The following is an 18,150-nucleotide window of genomic DNA, read 5'->3' as shown; positions in this document are numbered from 1 at the left end:
GTGTGCCTGGTATGAGTGATCCCCAGTCACCGGTAACCGATTCCTCCCTGCGTCGTGCCCTGGCCAGAGCGCGCGACGGCAAGACCTTGGACCTGACCGAGGCGGGCATCCTGCTGCGTGCCCGCGGCGAGCACCTCGGCACGCTGCTCGAACACGCCGCCCGGGTCAGGGACGCCGGTCTGGCCGCCGTGGGACGCCCCGGTGTCATCACCTACAGCCGCAAGGTGTTCATCCCGCTGACCAGGTTGTGCCGGGACCGGTGCGGTTACTGCACGTTCGCCACGGCGCCGCACAAGTTGCACAGCGAGTTCCTCAGCCCGGACGAGGTGCTGGAGATCGCCAGGCAGGGCGCGGCGATGGGGTGCAAGGAAGCGCTGTTCACCCTCGGCGACCGGCCCGAGGACCGCTGGCACCAGGCCAGGGAGTGGCTGGACGCGCACGGTTACGACGACACGCTCTCCTACGTGCGGGCGATGGCGATCCGGGTGCTGGAGGAGACCGGCCTGCTGCCGCACCTCAACCCGGGCGTGCTGACCTGGCGGGACCTCCAGCGGCTCAAGCCGGTGGCGCCGTCCATGGGGATGATGCTGGAGACCACGTCCCGGCGGCTGTTCGAGGAGAAGGGCCAGGCGCACTACGGCTCCCCGGACAAGGACCCGGCCGTACGGCTGCGCGTGCTGGAGGACGCGGGCCGCAGCAACGTGCCCTTCACCACCGGCATCCTGATCGGCATCGGCGAGACGATCGAGGACCGCGCCGAGTCGATCTTCGCGATCCGCCGGGTGGCCAGGGAGTACGGCGGTGTCCAGGAGGTCATCGTGCAGAACTTCCGCGCCAAGCCGGACACGGCGATGCGCGGCATGCCGGACGCCGACCTGGAGGAGCTGGCCGCCACGATCGCGGTGACCCGGCTCGTACTGGGCCCCCGGATGCGGGTGCAGGCCCCGCCGAACCTCATCGGCGCGGAGTACGCGCTGATGATCAGGGCCGGGATCGACGACTGGGGCGGCGTCTCCCCGCTCACCCCGGACCACGTCAACCCCGAGCGGCCCTGGCCGCAGATCGACGAGCTGGCCGAGCGTACGGCGGCGGCCGGGTTCACGCTGCGCGAGCGGCTGACGATCTACCCCGAGTACGTCCAGGCGGGGGAGCCGTGGCTGGACCCGCGGCTGCGCGAGCACGTGGCCGCGCTGGCCGACCCGGAGACCGGCCTGGCCCGCGAGGACGCGACCCTGACCGGGCGGCCCTGGCAGGAGCCTGACGGCGGATTCGCCGCGATCGGGCGGACCGACCTGCACGTCGCGGTGGACACCGAGGGCCGTTCGGCCGACCGGCGTGACGACTTCGACAACGTCTACGGCGACTGGGACGCGCTGAAGGACCGGCTGAAGTCCGGCCAGAACGGCGGCGGGGTGGTGCGCGGCGACGTGCGCGAGGCGCTGCGCAGGGCCGAGCGCGACCCGGGCGGGCTCGCCGAGGCCGACGCGCTCACCCTGCTCGGGCTGGCCGGCGACCCCTCGGGCCAGGGGGCCGACGACGCCGCCCTGGACGAGCTGTGCCGCATCGCCGACGGGCTGCGCCGGGAGGCGGCCGGGGACGACGTCACCTACGTCGTCAACCGGAACATCAACTTCACCAACGTCTGCTACACCGGCTGCCGGTTCTGCGCCTTCGCCCAGCGCAGGACGGATGCCGACGCCTACACGCTCTCCCTGGACCAGGTCGCCGACCGGGCGCACGAGGCGTGGGAGGCCGGGGCGACCGAGGTGTGCATGCAGGGCGGCATCCACCCGGACCTGCCCGGCGACGCCTACTTCGACATCGCGCGGGCGGTCAAGGCGCGGGTGCCGGACATGCACGTGCACGCGTTCTCGCCGATGGAGGTGGTCAACGGCGCCAGCCGGACGAACCTGTCGATCGAGGACTGGCTGGTCGCCGCCAGGGAGGCCGGGGTGGACTCGCTGCCCGGCACCGCGGCGGAGATCCTCGACGACGAGGTGCGCTGGGTGCTCACCAAGGGCAAGCTGCCCACCCGGGAATGGGTGGAGGTGATCAGCACGGCCCACAAGGTAGGCATCCCGACCACGTCCACGATGATGTACGGGCACGTGGACACGCACGCGCACTGGGTGCGGCACATCCGGCTGATCCGGTCCATCCAGGAGGAGACCGGCGGGTTCTCCGAGTTCGTGCTGCTGCCGTTCGTGCACCACAGCGCGCCGATCTACCTGGCGGGGGTGGCCCGTCCCGGTCCCACGGCCAGGGAGAACCGCGCGGTGCACGCACTGGCCAGGATCATGCTGCACGGCGCGATCAAGAACATCCAGTGCTCGTGGGTCAAGCTCCAGGACGATCTGTGCCGCGACGTGCTGGCGGGCGGGGTGAACGACCTGGGCGGCACGCTGATGGAGGAGACGATCAGCCGGATGGCCGGCTCGGAGAACGGCTCCTACAAGACGATCAGCGAGATCGCCGCCATGGTCGCGCCCACCGGCCGGCCGCTGCGCCAGCGGCTGACCGGGTACGGCGAGCCGGACGCGGAGCGCAGGGCCGCAGCCGCGGCCAGCGACGGCGTCTGCCGCAGCGTCCGCCGGGTGCTGCCGCTCGCGGCGCCCTGACCCGGCCGGGCCGGGACGCCGGCGAACGACGAAGGGTGACGAAGGGGGACGGAGGGGGGCGGAGGGTGACGCCGGGGGACGTCAGCGGACGAGGATGAAGTCCGCGGCGTCCCTCGGCGGCCGGTCGCGGGGCGGGGCGGCGGCGTGGCCGACGGCGACGGCGCCCATCGGGTCCCAGCCCTCGGGCAGCCCGAGCACCTCCCTGACCACCGGGCGGCAGAACATCGTGGAGGACACCCAGGCCGAGCCCAGCCCCTCCATCGCGAGCTGGACCAGGAAGTTCTGCACCCCCGCGCCGGTCGCGACGACGAACATCTCCCGCTCGGCCGCGGCCCGCCGCTCGTCGGGATAGGCGTGCGAGCCCTCCATGACCAGGCAGGGCACCACGAGGTAGGGCGCGTCGCGCAGCACGTCGCCGCGGCGGATCCGCTTGGCGATCGACTCCTCGGAGAAGCCGTCGCGGCGCAGGTCGGCGATCCAGGCGTCGCGCATCGCGTCCACCAGCTTGGTGCGCGTCTGCGGGCTCTCCAGCAGCACGAACCGCCACGGCGTCGTGTGGTGCGGCGCGGGCGCGGCGATGCCCGCCGCCACCGCCCGCCGCACGGCCTCGCCGTCCACCGGCTCGGCCGAGAACTCCCTGATCGTACGGCGGGCGAAGACGACGTCGCGGGAGCCGTACCGGAAGAGGTCCTCGTCGGCGGGGCGGACGAGGAGCCGCGCGCCCGGTCCGTCCTCCTCGGTGACCAGCGTGGACAGGCCGCGCACGAGCGCCACGGGGACGCCGGACAGCTTGCCCTTGACCAGCTCGGCCCCGGCCGCGATCTCGTCGATGAGCGCGGTGACGGTGACCGCCAGCGGGTTGCCGTACGGGTCGGTACGGCCGCGGAGGTCGTCCACCGGGAGCACGCCGGCGGCGCCGACGGCGACGTCGGTCAGGCCGGTGCGCCACGGCCGGCCGAAGGTGTCGGAGACGATGACGCCCACGGACACCCCGAGCCGCTCGCGCAGCCCGGCCCTGATCCGCCGGGCGGAGACGTCGGAGTCCTCGGGCAGCAGCAGGACCGTGCCGGGCTCGGTGTTGGAGGCGTCGACGCCGGCGGCGGCCATCACCAGGCCCTGCCTGGTCTGCGAGATCACCGTGTCGCCGCGCCGCGCGACCACCCGCGCGGTCTCCTCGGCGACGGCCTCCGCGCGGGTGGCGGCGGTGCGGACCCGGCCCTCGGCCTTGCTGACGATCTTGGAGGTGACCACGACGATGTCACCGTCCGCCAGGCCGGGGCCGGTGGCGGCGATGAGCGCGGCCAGGTCGTCGCCGGGCCGCACCTCGCCGATCCCGGTCAGGCCGGTGATCGTGATCACGTGAGCTCACCGGCCAGGTCGAGGGCGGCACGGGCGATGGCGGCGGTGGCCTCGGGGTCGCTCATGAGCAGCGGCCTCGCGACCACCCGGACGCCGTCGAGCGCCACGCCCGCGTCCTCCTCGGCGACCAGCCAGCCGTCGATCAGGTCGGCCCCGTAGTGCTCCAGCACGGCCTGGGCGGAGGTCTCCACGCCGATCGCGGTCAGGCAGGCGTCGGCCATGCCGCGGACCGGCGCGCCGCCGATGATCGGGGAGACGCCGACGACCGTCTTGGCCGTCAGCGCCTCGCGGATGCCCTTGACCTGGAGGATCGTGCCGATGCTCACCACGGGGTTGGACGGCGGCAGGATGACGACGTCGGCCTCCTGGATCGCCTCGACCACGCCCGGCGCGGGCCGCGCGTCGTCGGCGCCGACCAGCACGATCTCCTCGGCGGGCAGCGAGGCGCGCAGCCGGACCCACCACTCCTGGAAGTGGATCGCCCGCCTGCCCTGGGAGTCGGAGACGACGACGTGGGTCTCGGTGCGGTCGTCGCTCATCGGGATGAGCCGGACACCGGGCTGCCAGCGCGTGCACAGCGCCTCGGTGACCTGGGAGAGGGGGAAACCGGCGCCGAGCATCTGGGTGCGGACGATGTGGGTGGCGAAGTCGCGGTCGCCGAGCCCGAACCACTGCGGCTGCATGCCGTAGGCGGCCAGCTCCTCCTTGACGACGTGCGACTCCTTGGCCCGGCCCCAGCCCTGCTCCTCGTCGATGCCGCCGCCGAGGGTGTACATCACGGTGTCGAGGTCGGGGGAGACCCGGAGGCCGAAAAGGGTGATGTCGTCGCCGGTGTTGCCGATGACGGTGATCTTCGCGTCGGGGGCCGCGGACTTCAGGCCACGGAGGAAACGCGCGCCGCCGATACCGCCGGCAAGGGAGACAATGCGCATGCGTCCCAGTCTTCCACTGGCCGGTGACAGAGCGTCGCGGGGTCCGAGTTGCCACCCGGAGAAGCCGAAAAAATCGGGAAAAAGCGTGCGATTGAGCACTTACGGGGGTGATGAGGTTGTTGGGACGACCGACACCAAAGTCGACCATGTGCAAAACTTCCCGGGTGCCATTTGGACCTCTTGGGGGGCAGTTGTGATCAGAGTCGATGCGGCTCGGCTGCGAGAACCGGCCGCGTGGATCATGTTCGCGGTGGCTGCGATCGGCATATTGGTGGCCGTCGAGCGGCTGCTGATCGGTGAGTCCTCGCCGTTCGGCGGCGCGGTGGTCGGCTTCGGGGGCCGCGCGCTCGGCGCACTCAGCGGATTCGACTCGCTCGTCTCCCCGGTGAGCACCGCCCTCCTCGTCGGCGCGGTCCTGCTCTGCACCAAGCTCGGCGAGCCGACGCCCAAGGCGAAGCAGATCACGCTGGGATCCTTCGGCGCGCTCGCCGTCGCCGCGCTCTTCGGCGTGATCGCGCTCTTCGGCGGCCTGTTCTCCGGCGACCTCGCCTTCCGGTCCGGGCTGGAGTTCCTGCTCGGCGGCGTGGCCGGGCTCGCGCTCACCGCCGTCGCGCTGCTCTACCTGCTGCCGCAGGCGCTGCCCGCCAAGGAGGAGCCCGCCCACGACTTCGGCTTCGGCTTCAACCCAGGCCAGCAGGGCCAGTACGGCCAGAGCCCCATGGCCCCGCCCCCGGCACAGCAGCCCGCCCCCGGTCAGATCCCCAACCAGGCCCCAGGTCAGGCTCCAGGTCAGGCCCCGGGTCAGGTCCCGGGTCAGGTTCCCGGTCACGCCGCCGCCCAGAGGCCCGGCCAGGTCCCCACGCAGGACTCCGGCCAGCCCCCCGTGCAGGTGGCGGCCCAGGCGCAGGGGCAGCAGGGGCAGTTCGGCGCCCCCGGTCAGCAGTTCGGGCAGCCCTCGCAGTACGGCACGCCGCAGCAGCCCTCCTACGACCAGCAGGGACAACCCACCCCCCAGTCCCCCTTCCAGCAGGAACCCGGCCAGCCCTTCCAGCAGGAGCAGGCGCAGCCGTTCCAGCAGGAGGCGCAGCCGCACTTCCAGCAGGACGCCCCGCAGGCGTTCCAGCAGGAGACGCACCAGCCGTTCCAGGAGGCCCAGCAGTCCTTCCAGCCGGGCCAGCAGTACGCCACCCAGCAGGTCCAGCATCCCCAGGCGCAGTCTCCGCAGTCCCCGCTGGGCCAGCAGCAGCCCGCCCCCCAGCACGCCGCCGCTCAGCAGCCCCAGCCCCAGTCCCAGTCTCAGCCCCAGCCCCAGCAGTCGTACGCGCCGGCGCCGGTCACCCTCCCGGCCCTGCCGCCGCCCCCCGCCGCCGAGACCGCGCCCCCCGCCCAGGAGTCCTTCGGCAGGCACTACGCGCAGCCCGCCGCGGCCGAGTACCCGCAGAGCGCACCGGACTACGGTCAGCAGGCCCCCGCGGCCGGTGGTTTCCCGCCGCCCGCCCCGGACTTCGCCCAGCCGACCGAGGGTTACGCGTTCGGCGGGCAGTTCCAGTCCGCGGAGTACGGCGGGCAGCAGCCCCAGGCTCCCGACTACGGCACGCAGCAGCACGCCCAGACCTCCGACTACGGCGCGCAGGCGCCCTACTCCGCCGAGCAGCAGCACGGTCAGGGCGCCTTCGGCGACCACCGCCAGGCGGCACCCGCCGGGCCGGAGAACGGTGCGGGCGCGTTCGGCGGGCAGTCCTACCAGCAGGAACAGCGGCCCGCCTCCTACGGCGCCGCGGAGGCCGGCCCCTACGGCAACGAGGGCTTCGCCCGCCAGGACGCCCCCTACGCCCAGCAGAACCAGAACCAGCCCTACGACTCCTACGCGCAGAACGGGTTCGGCCAGGACGCGCAGGGCGGGTTCGGCCAGCAGGGCGGGTTCGGCCAGGACGCCGCCCAGGGCGGGTACGCGCGGCAGGACGCCCAGGGAGCGGCCCAGCACTCCGGCTACGACTACGGCCAGCAGGCCGAGCAGCCGCGTTACGAGGACCCCGTGCCCTTCGACCCGCGCGGCCAGCAGCTCGCGCAGGCGTACCAGCAGGCCGAGAGCTACCAGCAGTCGCAGGCGGGCACCCAGCCCCAGGTGGGCGGTTTCGGGTCGGAGACGGCGCAGCCGTACGACGACCCGTTCGGCCACCCGCAGACGCCGCCGGCCTCATACTCCGGGTCGTACGCCGGGCAGCCGGGCGGCTGGGAGGAGCCCACGGGCGAGTCGACCATGCGCTTCGACCCCAAGGCCTACCAGGGGGGAGACGCGCTGATGGGGCACAGCCAGACTCCCCAGGCGCAGCCCTCCGCGCAGCCACGGTCGCACCAGGGCGACGAGCCCATCGACCCGACCGCCATATACACGCCGGGCGATCCGCGTAGGTAATGACCGGGCAATAAGTGGACAGAGAGAAGGTGGGCCCGGGTCACGGTCGGAACATGTCCTGATACGTTGCCGATCTCCGATGGCTCCAGGGCCGGTGATCGTGTCCCCCCGCGAAACGGGCGGGTGGGCTTTCACCGTGGCGCCCGAGCGGACGAGCACGCGGTTGAGAACCGGGGCGAGCGGGTCTTTCCCCGGGATACCGGCATGCCGCTTGACGTCACACCCGGCACGTGCGTGTAATTACAGACGTGTTGTTACGCCTTCCGCGAGGGTGGGTATACAGGAGGGCGTCCATGGGGGGCTCCATAGCGGGCGGGCGGCAGGGAGGTGTGCAGTGGCCGACCTGGTCGATGCACAGGCGCTCAGCGCTGAAGAACTTGGCTGGCAGGAGCGCGCCTTGTGCGCGCAGACCGACCCGGAGGCGTTCTTCCCGGAAAAGGGAGGATCGACTCGGGAGGCCAAGAAGGTGTGCCGTTCGTGCGAAGTGCGGGCCGAATGTCTGGAATACGCACTAGAGCACGATGAACGGTTCGGTATCTGGGGTGGTCTGTCCGAGCGCGAGCGTCGCCGGATCAAGCGTGAGGCCGGCTAGGGCACACCAAGAAGGTGAAGATCCAAGGCGCCAGGCATAAGCCGGGCGCCTGCGACGATATGTACGAAGGGGTCGCGCGACCAGCGCGGCCCCTTCGTTCTTCCCCGAGCCGCCGGGCGGCGGGCCCGGCTAAGTGATCACTTACCGGATGCCTGAATAGCGGCTTCGGTACACCGATGTCCGGCCGCAACCGCGGTGCCGTATCTTTGTCGGACGCCGAGTCACCCCGCCGGCCGTACCCGACCCCCGACCCCCGGGACAGATGTCCAGCACCAGCGCCCCTCCCTCCCACCGCGTGGTCACCGCGATCGTCGTCGCCCATGACGGCGCCCGCTGGCTCGGCGACACCCTCACCGCGGTGACGCGCCAGACCCGGCGGGTGGACCGGCTGGTGGGCGTGGACAACGGCAGCCGCGACGGCAGCGGGCAGATCTTCGCCGGGGCGCTCGGCCAGGGCAACGTGCTGGCGCTGCCGCGCTCGACCGGGTTCGGCGAGGCGGTGGCCGAGGTGCTCGCCCGGCTGCCCGCGGGCGGCGGCGCCGAGTGGATCTGGCTGCTGCACGACGACTGCGCGCCCGACGAGCGCGCCCTGGAGGCGCTGCTGTGGGCGGCCGACCAGGACCCCAAGGCCGCGGTGCTCGGCCCCAAGCTGCGCGACTGGCTGGACCGGCGGCTGCTGCTGGAGGTCGGCGTCACCGTCGACCGCACCGGGCGCAGGGACACCGGCCTGGAGGCCAGGGAGTACGACCAGGGGCAGTACGACGGCGTGCGCGACGTGCTGTCGGTGTCCACGGCCGGGATGCTGATCCGGCGCGACGTGTGGGACGAGGTCGGCGGGCTGGACCCGGCGCTCGCGGTGTTCCGCGACGACCTGGACCTGTGCTGGCGGGTGCGCAACGCCGGCCACCGGGTGCTGAACGTGACCTACGCCGTCGCCTGGCACGCCGAGGCCGCCACCAGGCGCCGCCGCCGCGTCACCGCGAGCGTGCACCACCCGCGCCGGCTGGACCGGCGCAACGCGATGTTCGTGATCATGGCCAACCTGCCGTTCCTGCCGATGCTGTGGGCGCTGCTGCGCAACGTCTTCGGCTCGCTGTTCCGCACGGTGCTCTTCATCCTGGCCAAGCAGCCCGCCAACGCGCTCGACGAGTTCAGCGCGCTCGGCTCGATCCTCGCCCACCCCGGCCGGGTGATCACGGCCCGCAGAAAGCGCGCCAAGGGCAGGAAGAAGAACTACCCGCAGGTCAAACGGCTGATGACGCCGCCGGGCGCGGCCTACAGGCGGCTCGCAGACATGGTGCAGGGCTACCTGTCGGGGGCGGGGCCGGTCGAGTCGGCCGGACGGCACCACGCCGCCTCCGCCGAACCCTCCCAGGACGACGGCGAGGAACTGCTCGCCGACGCCGGCGTGCTGCAGCGCGTCTTCGGCAACCCCGGCGTCCTGCTCTTCCTCGCGCTGCTCGCGATCACCGTCGCCGCCGAGCGGTCGCTGCTCGGCGGCACCCTGCTCGGCGGCGGCGCGCTGGTGCCGGTCGCCGGCGGCGCGTCGGACCTGTGGCGCTTCTACCTCGACGCCTTCCACGCCACCGGGGTCGGCACCGACGCCTGGGCGCCGCCGTACGTCGCGGTGGTCGCCGCCGTCTCCACGCTCTTCCTGGGCAAGACCTGGCTGGCCGTGACGGTGCTGCTGCTCGGCAGCGTCCCGCTGGCCGGCGTCTCGGCCTATCTGGCCACCCGGTCCATGATCCCCAGGGCGGGCGCGCGGGTCTGGCTGGCCGCGACGTACGCGCTGCTGCCCGTCGCCACCGGGGCGATCGCGGCCGGGCGGCTCGGCACCGCCGTGGTCCTCGCGCTGCTGCCCGTCTACGCCTCGCTGGCCACCGTGCTCCTCGCCGGGGAGGGCCGCCGGGCCCGGCGCGCCGCCTGGGGGCTCGGCCTGCTCCTCGCGGTCGGCACCGCCTTCGTCCCGCTGGTCTACCTGCTCACCGCCGTCATCGGCGTGCTCGGCGCGACCGCGTTCGGCTCGGCCAGGCGCGGCGTCGGCGTCTCGGTGGGCATCGCGCTCGGCGTGCCGGTCCTGCTGCTCTTCCCGTGGTTCGCGCAGATCGCCCGGCATCCGGGCCGGCTTCTGCTGGAGGCGGGCCTGCACCAGCCCGCGCTGGTCGATCCCCGGCTGCCCGCCGCCGACCTGCTGACGCTGAGCCCCGGCGGCCCCGGCGTGCCGCCGTTGTGGACGGTGTCCGGCCTGCTCGCGGTCGCGCTGGCCGCCCTGCTGATGCGGCGCAGGCGGATCCCGGTGGCGGTCGGCTGGGGCGTCACCGTCTTCGGGGTGCTGGTCGCGATCCTGGTGAGCAGGATCCCGGTGACCTCGATGGCGGGCAGCCCGCAGGCGCCCGGCTGGCCCGGCGTGCCGCTGGCGTTCGCGGCCACCGGGATGCTGGTCGTGGCGGCGCTGACCGCCGACCGGCTGGCGGAGTTCCGCGCGGCGGGCGGGGTACGCAGGATCGGCGCCCTGCTCATCGCCGCGGTCGCCTTCAGCGCGCCGCTGCTCGCCGCGGGCCAGTGGGTCCTGGCCGGCGCCGGCGGGCCGCTCAGAGCCGATCTGCCGGACGCGATGCCCATCCTGGCCGCCGCGGGCTCACGGCAGGGCGAGAGCACGCTGGTGATGCGCTCCAGCCCCGCAGGTGGCCTCACCTACACCGTGCTGCGCGGCCGTACCCCGCTGATCGGGGAGAGCGACCTGCCCGCCGGGGCGCCGGCCCGCGACCGGCTCGCCGTCGCCGCCTCCGGGCTCGCCTCGGGGCGCGGCGGCGACGACACCGACGTCCTCGCCACGTACGGCGTGCGGTTCGTGGTGCTGGCCGCCCCCATCGACCCCGAGGTCGGCCACGCGCTGGACTCCCAGCCCGGCCTGGCCAGGCTGAGCCTGTCGAGGTCCGCGGGCGTGTGGCGGCTCACCCGGCCGCTCGGCCGCACCTGGATCGCGGGCCCGGGCGGCGCCCGCACCCCGTTGGCCGCGAGGCGGGACGCGGACGGCGGCCTGACGGTGAACGTGCCCGCGGGCGCGGCGGGCAGGACGCTGGTGCTCGCCGAACCCGCGGGCGGCTGGACGGCCACCGCGGAGGACGAGTCCCTCACGGCGAAGACCGTGGACGGCTGGGCGCAGGGCTTCACCCTGGGCGCGGAGGCGACCGGCGTGCGGATCGCCTTCCGGGACACCTGGCACACGGTGTGGCTGTGGGCGCAGGCCGCGCTGCTGGTCGTGATCCTGGTGCTCGCCTCGCCGGGCTCCCGCGACGACGACGGGGCGCCCGACTACGCCGACCCGGCCGAGCCCGCGGAACAGCCCGCCCAGCCCGCCCAGCCCGACCGCGCGGCCCCGGCGGGCAGGCGCGGCCGCCGCGCGAAGGCGGCCACCCGATGAAGACGCCGGCCGAGGCGAAGGCCCCGATGAAGACGCCGGTCGAGGCGGAGGCGGCCACCAGATGAAGACGCTGGTCGAGGCGGAGGCGGCCACCAGATGAAGACGCTGGTCGAGAACAGGTTCGGGCTGCTCGCCCTGGTGGTGCTCGCGCTCCTCGCGCTGTACGGCGTGGCCTACGCCACCCAGCCCGTCGCGGCGCAGCCGCCGCCGCCCGCGCCGGTCAAGGTGGCCGTCGAGTCGGTGCGCACCGTGTGCCCCGATCCGGCCGGCGGCACGGTCAGCGCGGTCGTCCCGGCGGCTCGGCCGGGCGCCGCGCCCGGCACGGCGACGATGCGGGAGATCGCGAAGGACGCGAAGCCCGCGGCCACGGTGGACCGGCCGGGTGTCCTGTGGCAGCACAAGGCCGCCGCCCGCTCCCTGCCGCTGCTCCTCACCGGCACGGGCAGCCTGGCGGCGGGCATGGAGACCGCCCAGACGGCCAGGAACGCCGCCGGCGACCGGCGCGGCCTGGCCGGCGTCCGGTGCACCGAGCCCACCTCGCAGGCATGGCTGATCGGACCGGGCCCGGCCGCCGCCGACGTCACGCTCTACCTGGCCAATCCCGACGACGCGCCCGCCTACGTGCAGCTGGCCATCTACGCGGGGGAGGGGCCGGTGGTCGGCGACCACGGGTTCATGGTGGAGCCCGGCGGCCACCAGGCGATCCGGCTGAAGGACCTCGCCCCCTCGCCGCTGATCATGGCCGTGGAGGTGCGCACCAGCAGCGGACGGGTCGCCGTCGCCGCCCGGGCCGAGATGAGCAGGTCGGGCGGGGTGGACTGGCTGCCGCTGTCCGCCGCCCCGGCGAAGCGGGTCGTGGTGCCCGGCGTCCCGGACGGCGGCGGGAAGCGGGAGCTCTACGTCGCCGCGCCCGGCGAGGCCGACACGGTCGTGCGCATCAGGGCCGTGACCGCGGACGGCGCGTACGCGCTGAAGGGCAGGGAGACCCTGGACGTGCCGGCGGGCTCGGTGGCCCAGCTCGACCTGACCACCGGCGTCGGCGGGCAGCCCGCGGCGATCGAGGTCACCTCCGACACCCCGGTGGTGGCCGGTGTGGTCGCCACCGGGACCGGCGTCCGGCCCGACATCGCGTTCACCGCGGGCGCCGATCCGATCGACCTGGGCAGCGTCGTCGCCGACAACCTGATCGCCAAGGGCGCGGGCTCGGCGCTGGTGCTGACCGCGCCGGGCAGGGCGGCCAGGGCGCGGGTGCAGATCGTCCCCGCGCGGGGCGCCGCCCCCGCGCCGGTGGACGTCGAGATCCCGGCCGCCCGGACCAGGCAGGTGAAGCTCCCCGCGGTCAAGGGGCCGTTCAGCATGGTGGTGACGCCGCAGCCCGGCTCCGGCCCGGTGTACGGCGGGCGGATCATGGACGGCGACACGCCGGAGGGCCTCCTCATCACGATCCAGCCCCTGGCTCCCGGCCGCACCTGGGCGATCGTCCCACCCATGATCGACTCGCCCTCGACCGTGCTGCCCTGATCAGTTGCGGTCGGAGTAACCCGGGTCGACGGTCTCGGGGGACAGGCCGAGCAGGTTGGCCACCTGTTCCACCACGGCGTCGTGCACCAGCGCGCCCAGCGTGTCGCGGTCGCGGGCCCTGGCCTCCAGCGGGCGCCGGTAGACCACCACCACGGCGGGATGGGACCCGGCGGCCGACTGGGCGCGGCCGAACGGGATCGGGTCCCCGCCCAGCAGGTCGGGCCCGTCGCCCAGCTCCGACAGCGGGGGGACCTCCTCCACCGCGAACTCCACGGCGGCGAGTTGCTTGCTCCAGCGCGGCTTCAGCCGGTCGACGGCATCGAGGACGAGATCGTCGAAGCGCTCGCTCCTCGACCTGGCGATCGGCACGTGCGAGGGCGCTATGGGACCGCGCATGCCCCGGCCGTGCCGGTCGCGCCGGCGCGGTCCGCGGGACCGGGGCCTTCCCCCTTCTGGTGCCGAACTCACAGAGCAAGCCTAGAACTCACAGCGCCCAGCTTAAGGCGAAGGGCCGGGAACGCCAGCAGGGCATGGAGCGGATCTGTGCGGCAAGACGGGAGAAGCCGTGACAGCTGTCCGAATTGTGGCGACACGCTCTTTAAGAGTGCTCGGATAGTGGCGTCCCGGACTCTTACCGGATACGGTCCCTCCGTGAGCCCCGTCCGCCGCTGTTCCCGCACCGCCTGCAGTCAGCCTGCCGTCTTCACGCTCACGTACGTATACGCCGACTCGACCGCTGTTCTCGGCCCCTTGGCGACGTACGCCGAGCCGCACTGTTATGACCTGTGCGCCGAGCACGCCGAGCGGCTCACCGCGCCGCGCGGCTGGGAAGTGGTCCGCCTGCCCAGCGAGGCCGGCCAGCCCAGCAGCGACGACCTGGAAGCGCTCGCCAACGCCGTCCGCGAGGCGGCCAAGCCGTCGTCCCCCGGTGGGGGCGAGCCGGTGGGCCAGGGGGTCGAGGTGGGCCGTCGCGGCCACCTCAGAGTTCTGCGCTCCGCGCAGCCCCAGCGTGACCGCTAGTAAGCTCTAAGCGTTCGCGCTAACCGACCAGCAGGGCGGAGCAGGAGTGGGCGACCTCGCCAGGATCTTCAAGGCCTACGACATCCGCGGCGTCGTGCCCGATGAGCTCGACGAGGAGATCGCGGAGGCCGTGGGCGCGGCCTTCGCCGAGGTGACCGGAGCCGGTTCCGTGGTCGTCGCCCGGGACATGCGCGCGTCCTCGGGCCCGTTGTCCGCCGCCTTCGCCAGGGGCGTGACCGGCCGGGGCGCCGACGTCGTCGACGCCGGGCTCGGCTCCACCGACCTGCTCTACTACGCCAGCGGCGCGCTCTCGCTGCCCGGGGTGATGTTCACCGCCAGCCACAATCCCGCCCGGTACAACGGGATGAAGATGTGCCGGGCCGGCGCGGTGCCGGTCGGCACCGACACCGGCCTGACCGAGATCCGCGACCGTGCCGCCGCCCTGCTCGCCGGCGGCCTCGCCGCCACCGCTCCGGCCGGCTCCGTGCGGAGCGAGGACCTGCTCCAGGGGTACGCCGACCACCTGCGCACGCTGGTCGACCTCTCCGGGATCCGGCCGCTCAAGGTCGTCGTCGACGCGGGCAACGGCATGGCCGGGCACACCGTCCCGGTGGTCTTCGAGGGCCTTCCGCTGCGACTGACCCCGCTCTACTTCGAGCTCGACGGCGCCTTCCCCAACCACGAGGCCAACCCGATCGAGCCCGCCAACCTCGTCGACCTGCAGAAGGCGGTGGTGGAGACCGGCGCCGACATCGGTCTCGCCTACGACGGCGACGCCGACCGCTGCTGGGTGATCGACGAGCGGGGCGAGTCCGTCTCGCCGTCCACGATCACCGCGCTGGTCGCCGCCCGTGAGCTGGCCAAGCATCCCGGAGCGCCGATCATCCACAACCTGATCACCTCCAGGGGCGTGCCGGAGATCGTCGCGGAGCACGGCGGCGTGCCGGTCCGCACCCGGGTGGGCCACTCGATCATCAAGGCCGAGATGGCCAGGACCGGCGCGGTCTTCGGCGGCGAGCACTCGGCGCACTACTACTTCCGCGACTTCTGGTTCGCCGACTCCGGCATGCTGGCCGCGCTGCACGTGCTGGCCGCGCTCGGCGAGCAGGACCGGCCGCTGTCGGAGGTGCTGGCGTCCTACGCCCGTTACGCGGCGTCCGGCGAGATCAACAGCACCGTCGGCGACCAGGCGGCGACCCTGCGCAGGGTCCGGGAGATTTTCACCGGCCGGGACGCCGTGACCTTCGACGAACTCGACGGTCTGACGGTCGGCGGACCCGACTGGTGGTTCAATCTTCGTCCGTCCAACACCGAGCCGCTTCTCCGGTTGAACGCGGAGGCGGCCGACGAGCATCTGATGGCGGCGGTCCGGGATGAGGTCCTGGCCGTCGTGAGGAGTAAGCAGTGAAGATCGACGACTGGTTGATGGAGATCCTGACCTGCCCGGCGTGCAAGTCCCCCTTGCGCGCCTCGGCCGAGGCGGAGGAGCTGACCTGCACCTCGGCGGAGTGCGGCCTGGTCTACCCGGTGCGGGATGACATCCCGGTGCTGCTCGTCGACGAGGCCCGCAAGCCGTGACCCGGCGCCTTCGGGGACCGGGGCGCCACGCCGGCCTCTCCGCGGGAGCGTGATCGGGATGCCCGACCACCACTGGGATCCGGACCGGCTCGACGACCAGGCCCATCTGGCCGCGGGCGACCCCGGGGGCATGCTGCCCGCGGTCGCGTCGTCGGCGGCCCAGATCCGGGTCGCCCACCGCGCCGCCGTCGCGGCCGGCCTCGGTGCGCTGGCCCGGTACGGCAGGCCGCGGGCCCTGGTCGTCGTGGGCATGGGCGGGGCGGGCATCGCGGGCGACCTGCTCGCCGCCGTGTGCGGCCAGGGCGCCCCGCTGCCGATCGTCACCGTGCGCGACTACCGGCTGCCCGGCTGGGTGGGCGCCGCCGACCTGGTCGTCGCGGTGTCCTCCTCCGGCAGGTCGGAGGAGACGCTCGCCGCCGCGGCCGAGGCCGTGCGCCGGGGCTGTCACCTGCTCGCGGTGGCCGCCGCGGACAGCCCGCTGCACGCCGTCGCCGCGCAGGCGGGCGCGCCCTTCGTGCCGGTGCACGTGGACGCGCCGTCCCGGGCCACCATGTGGGGCCTGACGGTGCCGCTGCTGGTCCTGGCCGGGGAGCTCGGCCTGGTCCGGGCCGGCGAGGAGGTCTTCGAGGGTACGGCGAAGCGGCTGGAGGACATCGCCCACCGCTGCCGGCCGTCCAGCGAGTCCTTCATCAACCCGGGCAAGATGCTGGCGCTGGATCTCGCCGAGACCGTCCCGATGATCTGGGGATCTTCGCCGCTCACGGCGGTCGTGGCACACCGCCTGGCCGACCAACTCCACAAAAACGCGAAATATCCCGCTATTTGGGGGCAGATACCGGAGGCCACCCACAACCAGGTGGTGGCCTTCGACGGCCCGCTCGCCACCCGCGACCTCTTCGCCGAGGACGCGGGGCGGTCGCTGCGGCTGTTCGTGCTACGGGACACGGAGGAGCACCCCCAGGTGGCCAGGCGCAGGGAAGCGTCCGTCCGGGTGGCGGAGGAGCGTGACGTGCGGGTGACCGAGCTGGTCGCCGAGGGGGAGGGACCGCTGGAGCGGGTCGCCGGGCTGATCGCGCACGCCGACTACGCGAGCGTGTACCTCGCGCTCGGCTACGGCATCGATCCCGGTCCGGTTCCCCCGGTGACCGAGCTGAAGGCGCGCATAACCCAATAGGATCCGACGGGATCGTCCCCTTACTTTCTTGACGAGCGGAGAAGGCACGTGAGCGCGTCTGGCGGTACCAAGGCGATCGTCGCCGCACTGATCGCGAATCTGTCGATCGCGGTGGCGAAGTTCGTCGCCTTCGTGATCACGAGCTCATCCTCCATGCTCGCCGAGTCGATCCACTCGCTCGCCGACTCGGGCAACCAGATCCTGCTGCTGGTCGGCGGCAAGCGGGCCACCCGGGCGAGCACCCCGCAGCATCCCTTCGGCTATGGGCGGGAGCGTTATTTCTACGCCTTCGTCGTGGCGGTCGTGCTGTTCACCGTCGGCGCGCTCTTCTCGCTCTACGAGGGCTATCACAAGATCAGTGAACCGCACGGAGTGGACACCCCGATCGTCGCCTTCGGGGTGCTGATCTTCGCGATCATCGCCGAGGCGTTCTCCTTCCGCACCGCGATCAGAGAGGCGAACGCGGTGCGCGGGAAGCAGTCGTGGGTGCAGTTCATCCGGCGTTCCAAGTCGCCGGAGCTGCCGGTCATCGTGCTGGAGGACCTCGGCGCCCTGCTCGGCCTGATCTTCGCGCTCTTCGGCGTGACCATGGCGGTCGTCACCGGCGACGGCATCTGGGACGGCATCGGCACCCTGATGATCGGCGTCCTGCTCGCCTGCATCGCGGTCATCCTGGCCATCGAGACGAAGTCGCTGCTGATCGGCGAGAGCGCGGGCCCGGAGATCGAGCGGGAGATCGTCACCGCCCTCACCGCCGGGCCGGAGGTGCCGCAGGTCATCCACCTGCGCACCCTGCACCTCGGCCCGGAGGAGCTGCTCGTCGCAGCCAAGATCGCGATGGCGCACGACGACACGGCTGCCGAGGTCGCCCGTGGCATCGACGCCGCCGAGCAGCGGATCCGCGCCGCCGTGCCGAGCGCCCGGGTGATCTACCTGGAGCCCGACCTCTACGAGACCCGCAGGACGAACGGCGCGGCCGGGCAGACTCCCGCCCAGGTCGGCCACGACGCCCCGCCCGCCGTGGACGCGGGCACGCCCGGCGACTCCCCGGGCGGCGACTCCCCGGGGGGCGCGGACGCCACGGTCTCCTAGAGCGGCCTGCCGGTCCGGCGTCCGGGGGGCTGTGCCTCGCGCAGCAGGCGCAGGGCCTTCTCCTTCTCGAAGTCCAGGGCACGGCGCGGTGCCTGGATACGGCCGATCCGCAGGCCGAGATCCCGTACGGCGTGCGCCACGGCGGGCTCGGTGAGCACCCGCAGGGCGAAGGCGAGCTCGGCGGGGGAGACGTCGAAGCGCCGCTCCAGGTCCATCGCCTGGGCCACGGCGCCCAGCTCCTCCTCGCCGAACCTGCGGTGGGCGCCACGGTCGCGGACCGGCGGCAGCAGGCCGAGCGCCTCGCGGTAGCGGAGCATGCGCGGGGACATGCCGAGCCGCTTGGCGGCTTCCGTTATTCGCATTCTTACATTCTTGTGTAAGGTTCCCCGGCCTGAAGATGCGGCCCGCCGTACCGGAGCCTAGA

General features: G+C 73.2%; 14 protein-coding genes. 10 read left to right on the top strand and 4 right to left on the bottom strand.

From position 1 onward, the window contains the following. The first annotated feature begins 11 nt into the window (after window positions 1-11). Window positions 12-2,618 (top strand): bifunctional FO biosynthesis protein CofGH, encoded by a 2,607-nt coding sequence (locus tag QSK26_RS02430; RefSeq protein ID WP_285773259.1) that lies wholly within the window; start codon window positions 12-14, stop codon window positions 2,616-2,618. A gap of 81 nt (window positions 2,619-2,699) precedes the next feature. Here QSK26_RS02430 and QSK26_RS02425 read toward each other — a convergent pair whose 3' ends face one another. Together QSK26_RS02425 and cofD are read right to left on the bottom strand one after the other, a co-directional pair. Beyond that, a complete protein-coding gene (locus QSK26_RS02425) occupies window positions 2,700-3,977 on the bottom strand; it encodes a coenzyme F420-0:L-glutamate ligase (protein ID WP_285773258.1) in 1,278 nt (425 codons plus the stop codon). Next, window positions 3,974-4,909, bottom strand: a complete 936-nt coding sequence (cofD, locus tag QSK26_RS02420) for a 2-phospho-L-lactate transferase (protein ID WP_285773257.1) — start codon at window positions 4,907-4,909, stop codon at window positions 3,974-3,976. Before cofD ends, QSK26_RS02425 begins: the two co-directional genes overlap by 4 nt. A 250-nt stretch (window positions 4,910-5,159) precedes the next feature. Here cofD and QSK26_RS02415 point away from each other — a divergent pair, with 250 nt between their 5' ends. From QSK26_RS02415 to QSK26_RS02400, 4 genes are all read left to right on the top strand, one after another. Further along, the gene (locus QSK26_RS02415; protein ID WP_285773256.1) at window positions 5,160-7,325 is read left to right on the top strand and encodes a hypothetical protein; all 2,166 of its coding nucleotides are present in this window, start codon (window positions 5,160-5,162) and stop codon (window positions 7,323-7,325) included. 334 nt (window positions 7,326-7,659) lie between these two features. After that, on the top strand, window positions 7,660-7,917 hold the full coding sequence (locus QSK26_RS02410; RefSeq protein ID WP_285773255.1) for a WhiB family transcriptional regulator: 258 nt from the start codon (window positions 7,660-7,662) through the stop codon (window positions 7,915-7,917). Between the two features lie 262 nt (window positions 7,918-8,179). Beyond that, on the top strand, window positions 8,180-11,341 hold the full coding sequence (locus QSK26_RS02405) for a glycosyltransferase family 2 protein (RefSeq protein ID WP_285773254.1): 3,162 nt from the start codon (window positions 8,180-8,182) through the stop codon (window positions 11,339-11,341). Between the two features lie 96 nt (window positions 11,342-11,437). Then, window positions 11,438-12,862, top strand: coding sequence for a DUF5719 family protein (locus QSK26_RS02400; RefSeq protein ID WP_285773253.1), 1,425 nt, complete (start codon window positions 11,438-11,440; stop codon window positions 12,860-12,862). Here the strand turns inward: QSK26_RS02400 and QSK26_RS02395 are convergent, their stop codons facing one another. Continuing rightward, complete coding sequence (locus QSK26_RS02395; protein ID WP_285773252.1) at window positions 12,863-13,258, bottom strand: metallopeptidase family protein; 396 nt, start codon at window positions 13,256-13,258, stop codon at window positions 12,863-12,865. A 255-nt stretch (window positions 13,259-13,513) separates the two neighbouring features. Between QSK26_RS02395 and QSK26_RS02390 the strand changes: the two genes are divergently transcribed. From QSK26_RS02390 to QSK26_RS02370, 5 genes are read left to right on the top strand one after another with little or no spacing between them, the layout of a single operon-like run. Further along, entirely contained in the window at window positions 13,514-13,882 is a 369-nt protein-coding gene (locus QSK26_RS02390; protein ID WP_285773251.1) for a DUF3499 domain-containing protein, read from the top strand. A gap of 46 nt (window positions 13,883-13,928) precedes the next feature. Beyond that, window positions 13,929-15,290: a phosphomannomutase/phosphoglucomutase gene (locus QSK26_RS02385; protein WP_285773250.1), complete on the top strand. Its 1,362-nt coding sequence runs from the start codon at window positions 13,929-13,931 to the stop codon at window positions 15,288-15,290. Next, window positions 15,287-15,460, top strand: a complete 174-nt coding sequence (locus QSK26_RS02380) for a Trm112 family protein (protein WP_285773249.1) — start codon at window positions 15,287-15,289, stop codon at window positions 15,458-15,460. Before QSK26_RS02385 ends, QSK26_RS02380 begins: the two co-directional genes overlap by 4 nt. 58 nt (window positions 15,461-15,518) lie before the next feature. After that, window positions 15,519-16,634 (top strand): SIS domain-containing protein, encoded by a 1,116-nt coding sequence (locus tag QSK26_RS02375; protein WP_285773248.1) that lies wholly within the window; start codon window positions 15,519-15,521, stop codon window positions 16,632-16,634. Window positions 16,635-16,682: 48 nt separating this feature from the next. Continuing rightward, complete coding sequence (locus QSK26_RS02370) at window positions 16,683-17,726, top strand: cation diffusion facilitator family transporter (RefSeq protein WP_285773247.1); 1,044 nt, start codon at window positions 16,683-16,685, stop codon at window positions 17,724-17,726. On the opposite strand, the gene QSK26_RS02365 is transcribed toward QSK26_RS02370, so the two are convergent. Further along, entirely contained in the window at window positions 17,723-18,088 is a 366-nt protein-coding gene (locus QSK26_RS02365; protein WP_285773246.1) for a MerR family transcriptional regulator, read from the bottom strand. The genes QSK26_RS02370 and QSK26_RS02365 overlap by 4 nt on opposite strands. Window positions 18,089-18,150: the final 62 nt, after the last annotated feature.

This window comes from Microtetraspora sp. NBRC 13810, assembly GCF_030268685.1.
Taxonomy (GTDB): Bacteria; Actinomycetota; Actinomycetes; order Streptosporangiales; family Streptosporangiaceae; genus BSRQ01.
The sequence above is the reverse complement of the archived record's forward strand: the minus strand, read 5'-3'. Positions and strand labels throughout refer to the sequence as shown.

Bases quoted from the DNA above. Each gene is read 5' to 3' on its own strand.
- QSK26_RS02430 (WP_285773259.1), top strand. From the start codon at position 12: ATGAGTGATCCCCAGTCACCGGTAACCGATTCCTCCCTGCGTCGTGCC.
- QSK26_RS02405 (WP_285773254.1), top strand. From the start codon at position 8,180: ATGTCCAGCACCAGCGCCCCTCCCTCCCACCGCGTGGTCACCGCGATC.
- QSK26_RS02400 (WP_285773253.1), top strand. From the start codon at position 11,438: ATGAAGACGCTGGTCGAGAACAGGTTCGGGCTGCTCGCCCTGGTGGTG.
- QSK26_RS02375 (WP_285773248.1), top strand. From the start codon at position 15,519: ATGCCCGACCACCACTGGGATCCGGACCGGCTCGACGACCAGGCCCAT.
- QSK26_RS02365 (WP_285773246.1), bottom strand. From the start codon at position 18,088: ATGCGAATAACGGAAGCCGCCAAGCGGCTCGGCATGTCCCCGCGCATG.
- cofD (WP_285773257.1), bottom strand. From the start codon at position 4,909: ATGCGCATTGTCTCCCTTGCCGGCGGTATCGGCGGCGCGCGTTTCCTC.
- QSK26_RS02395 (WP_285773252.1), bottom strand. From the start codon at position 13,258: ATGCGCGGTCCCATAGCGCCCTCGCACGTGCCGATCGCCAGGTCGAGG.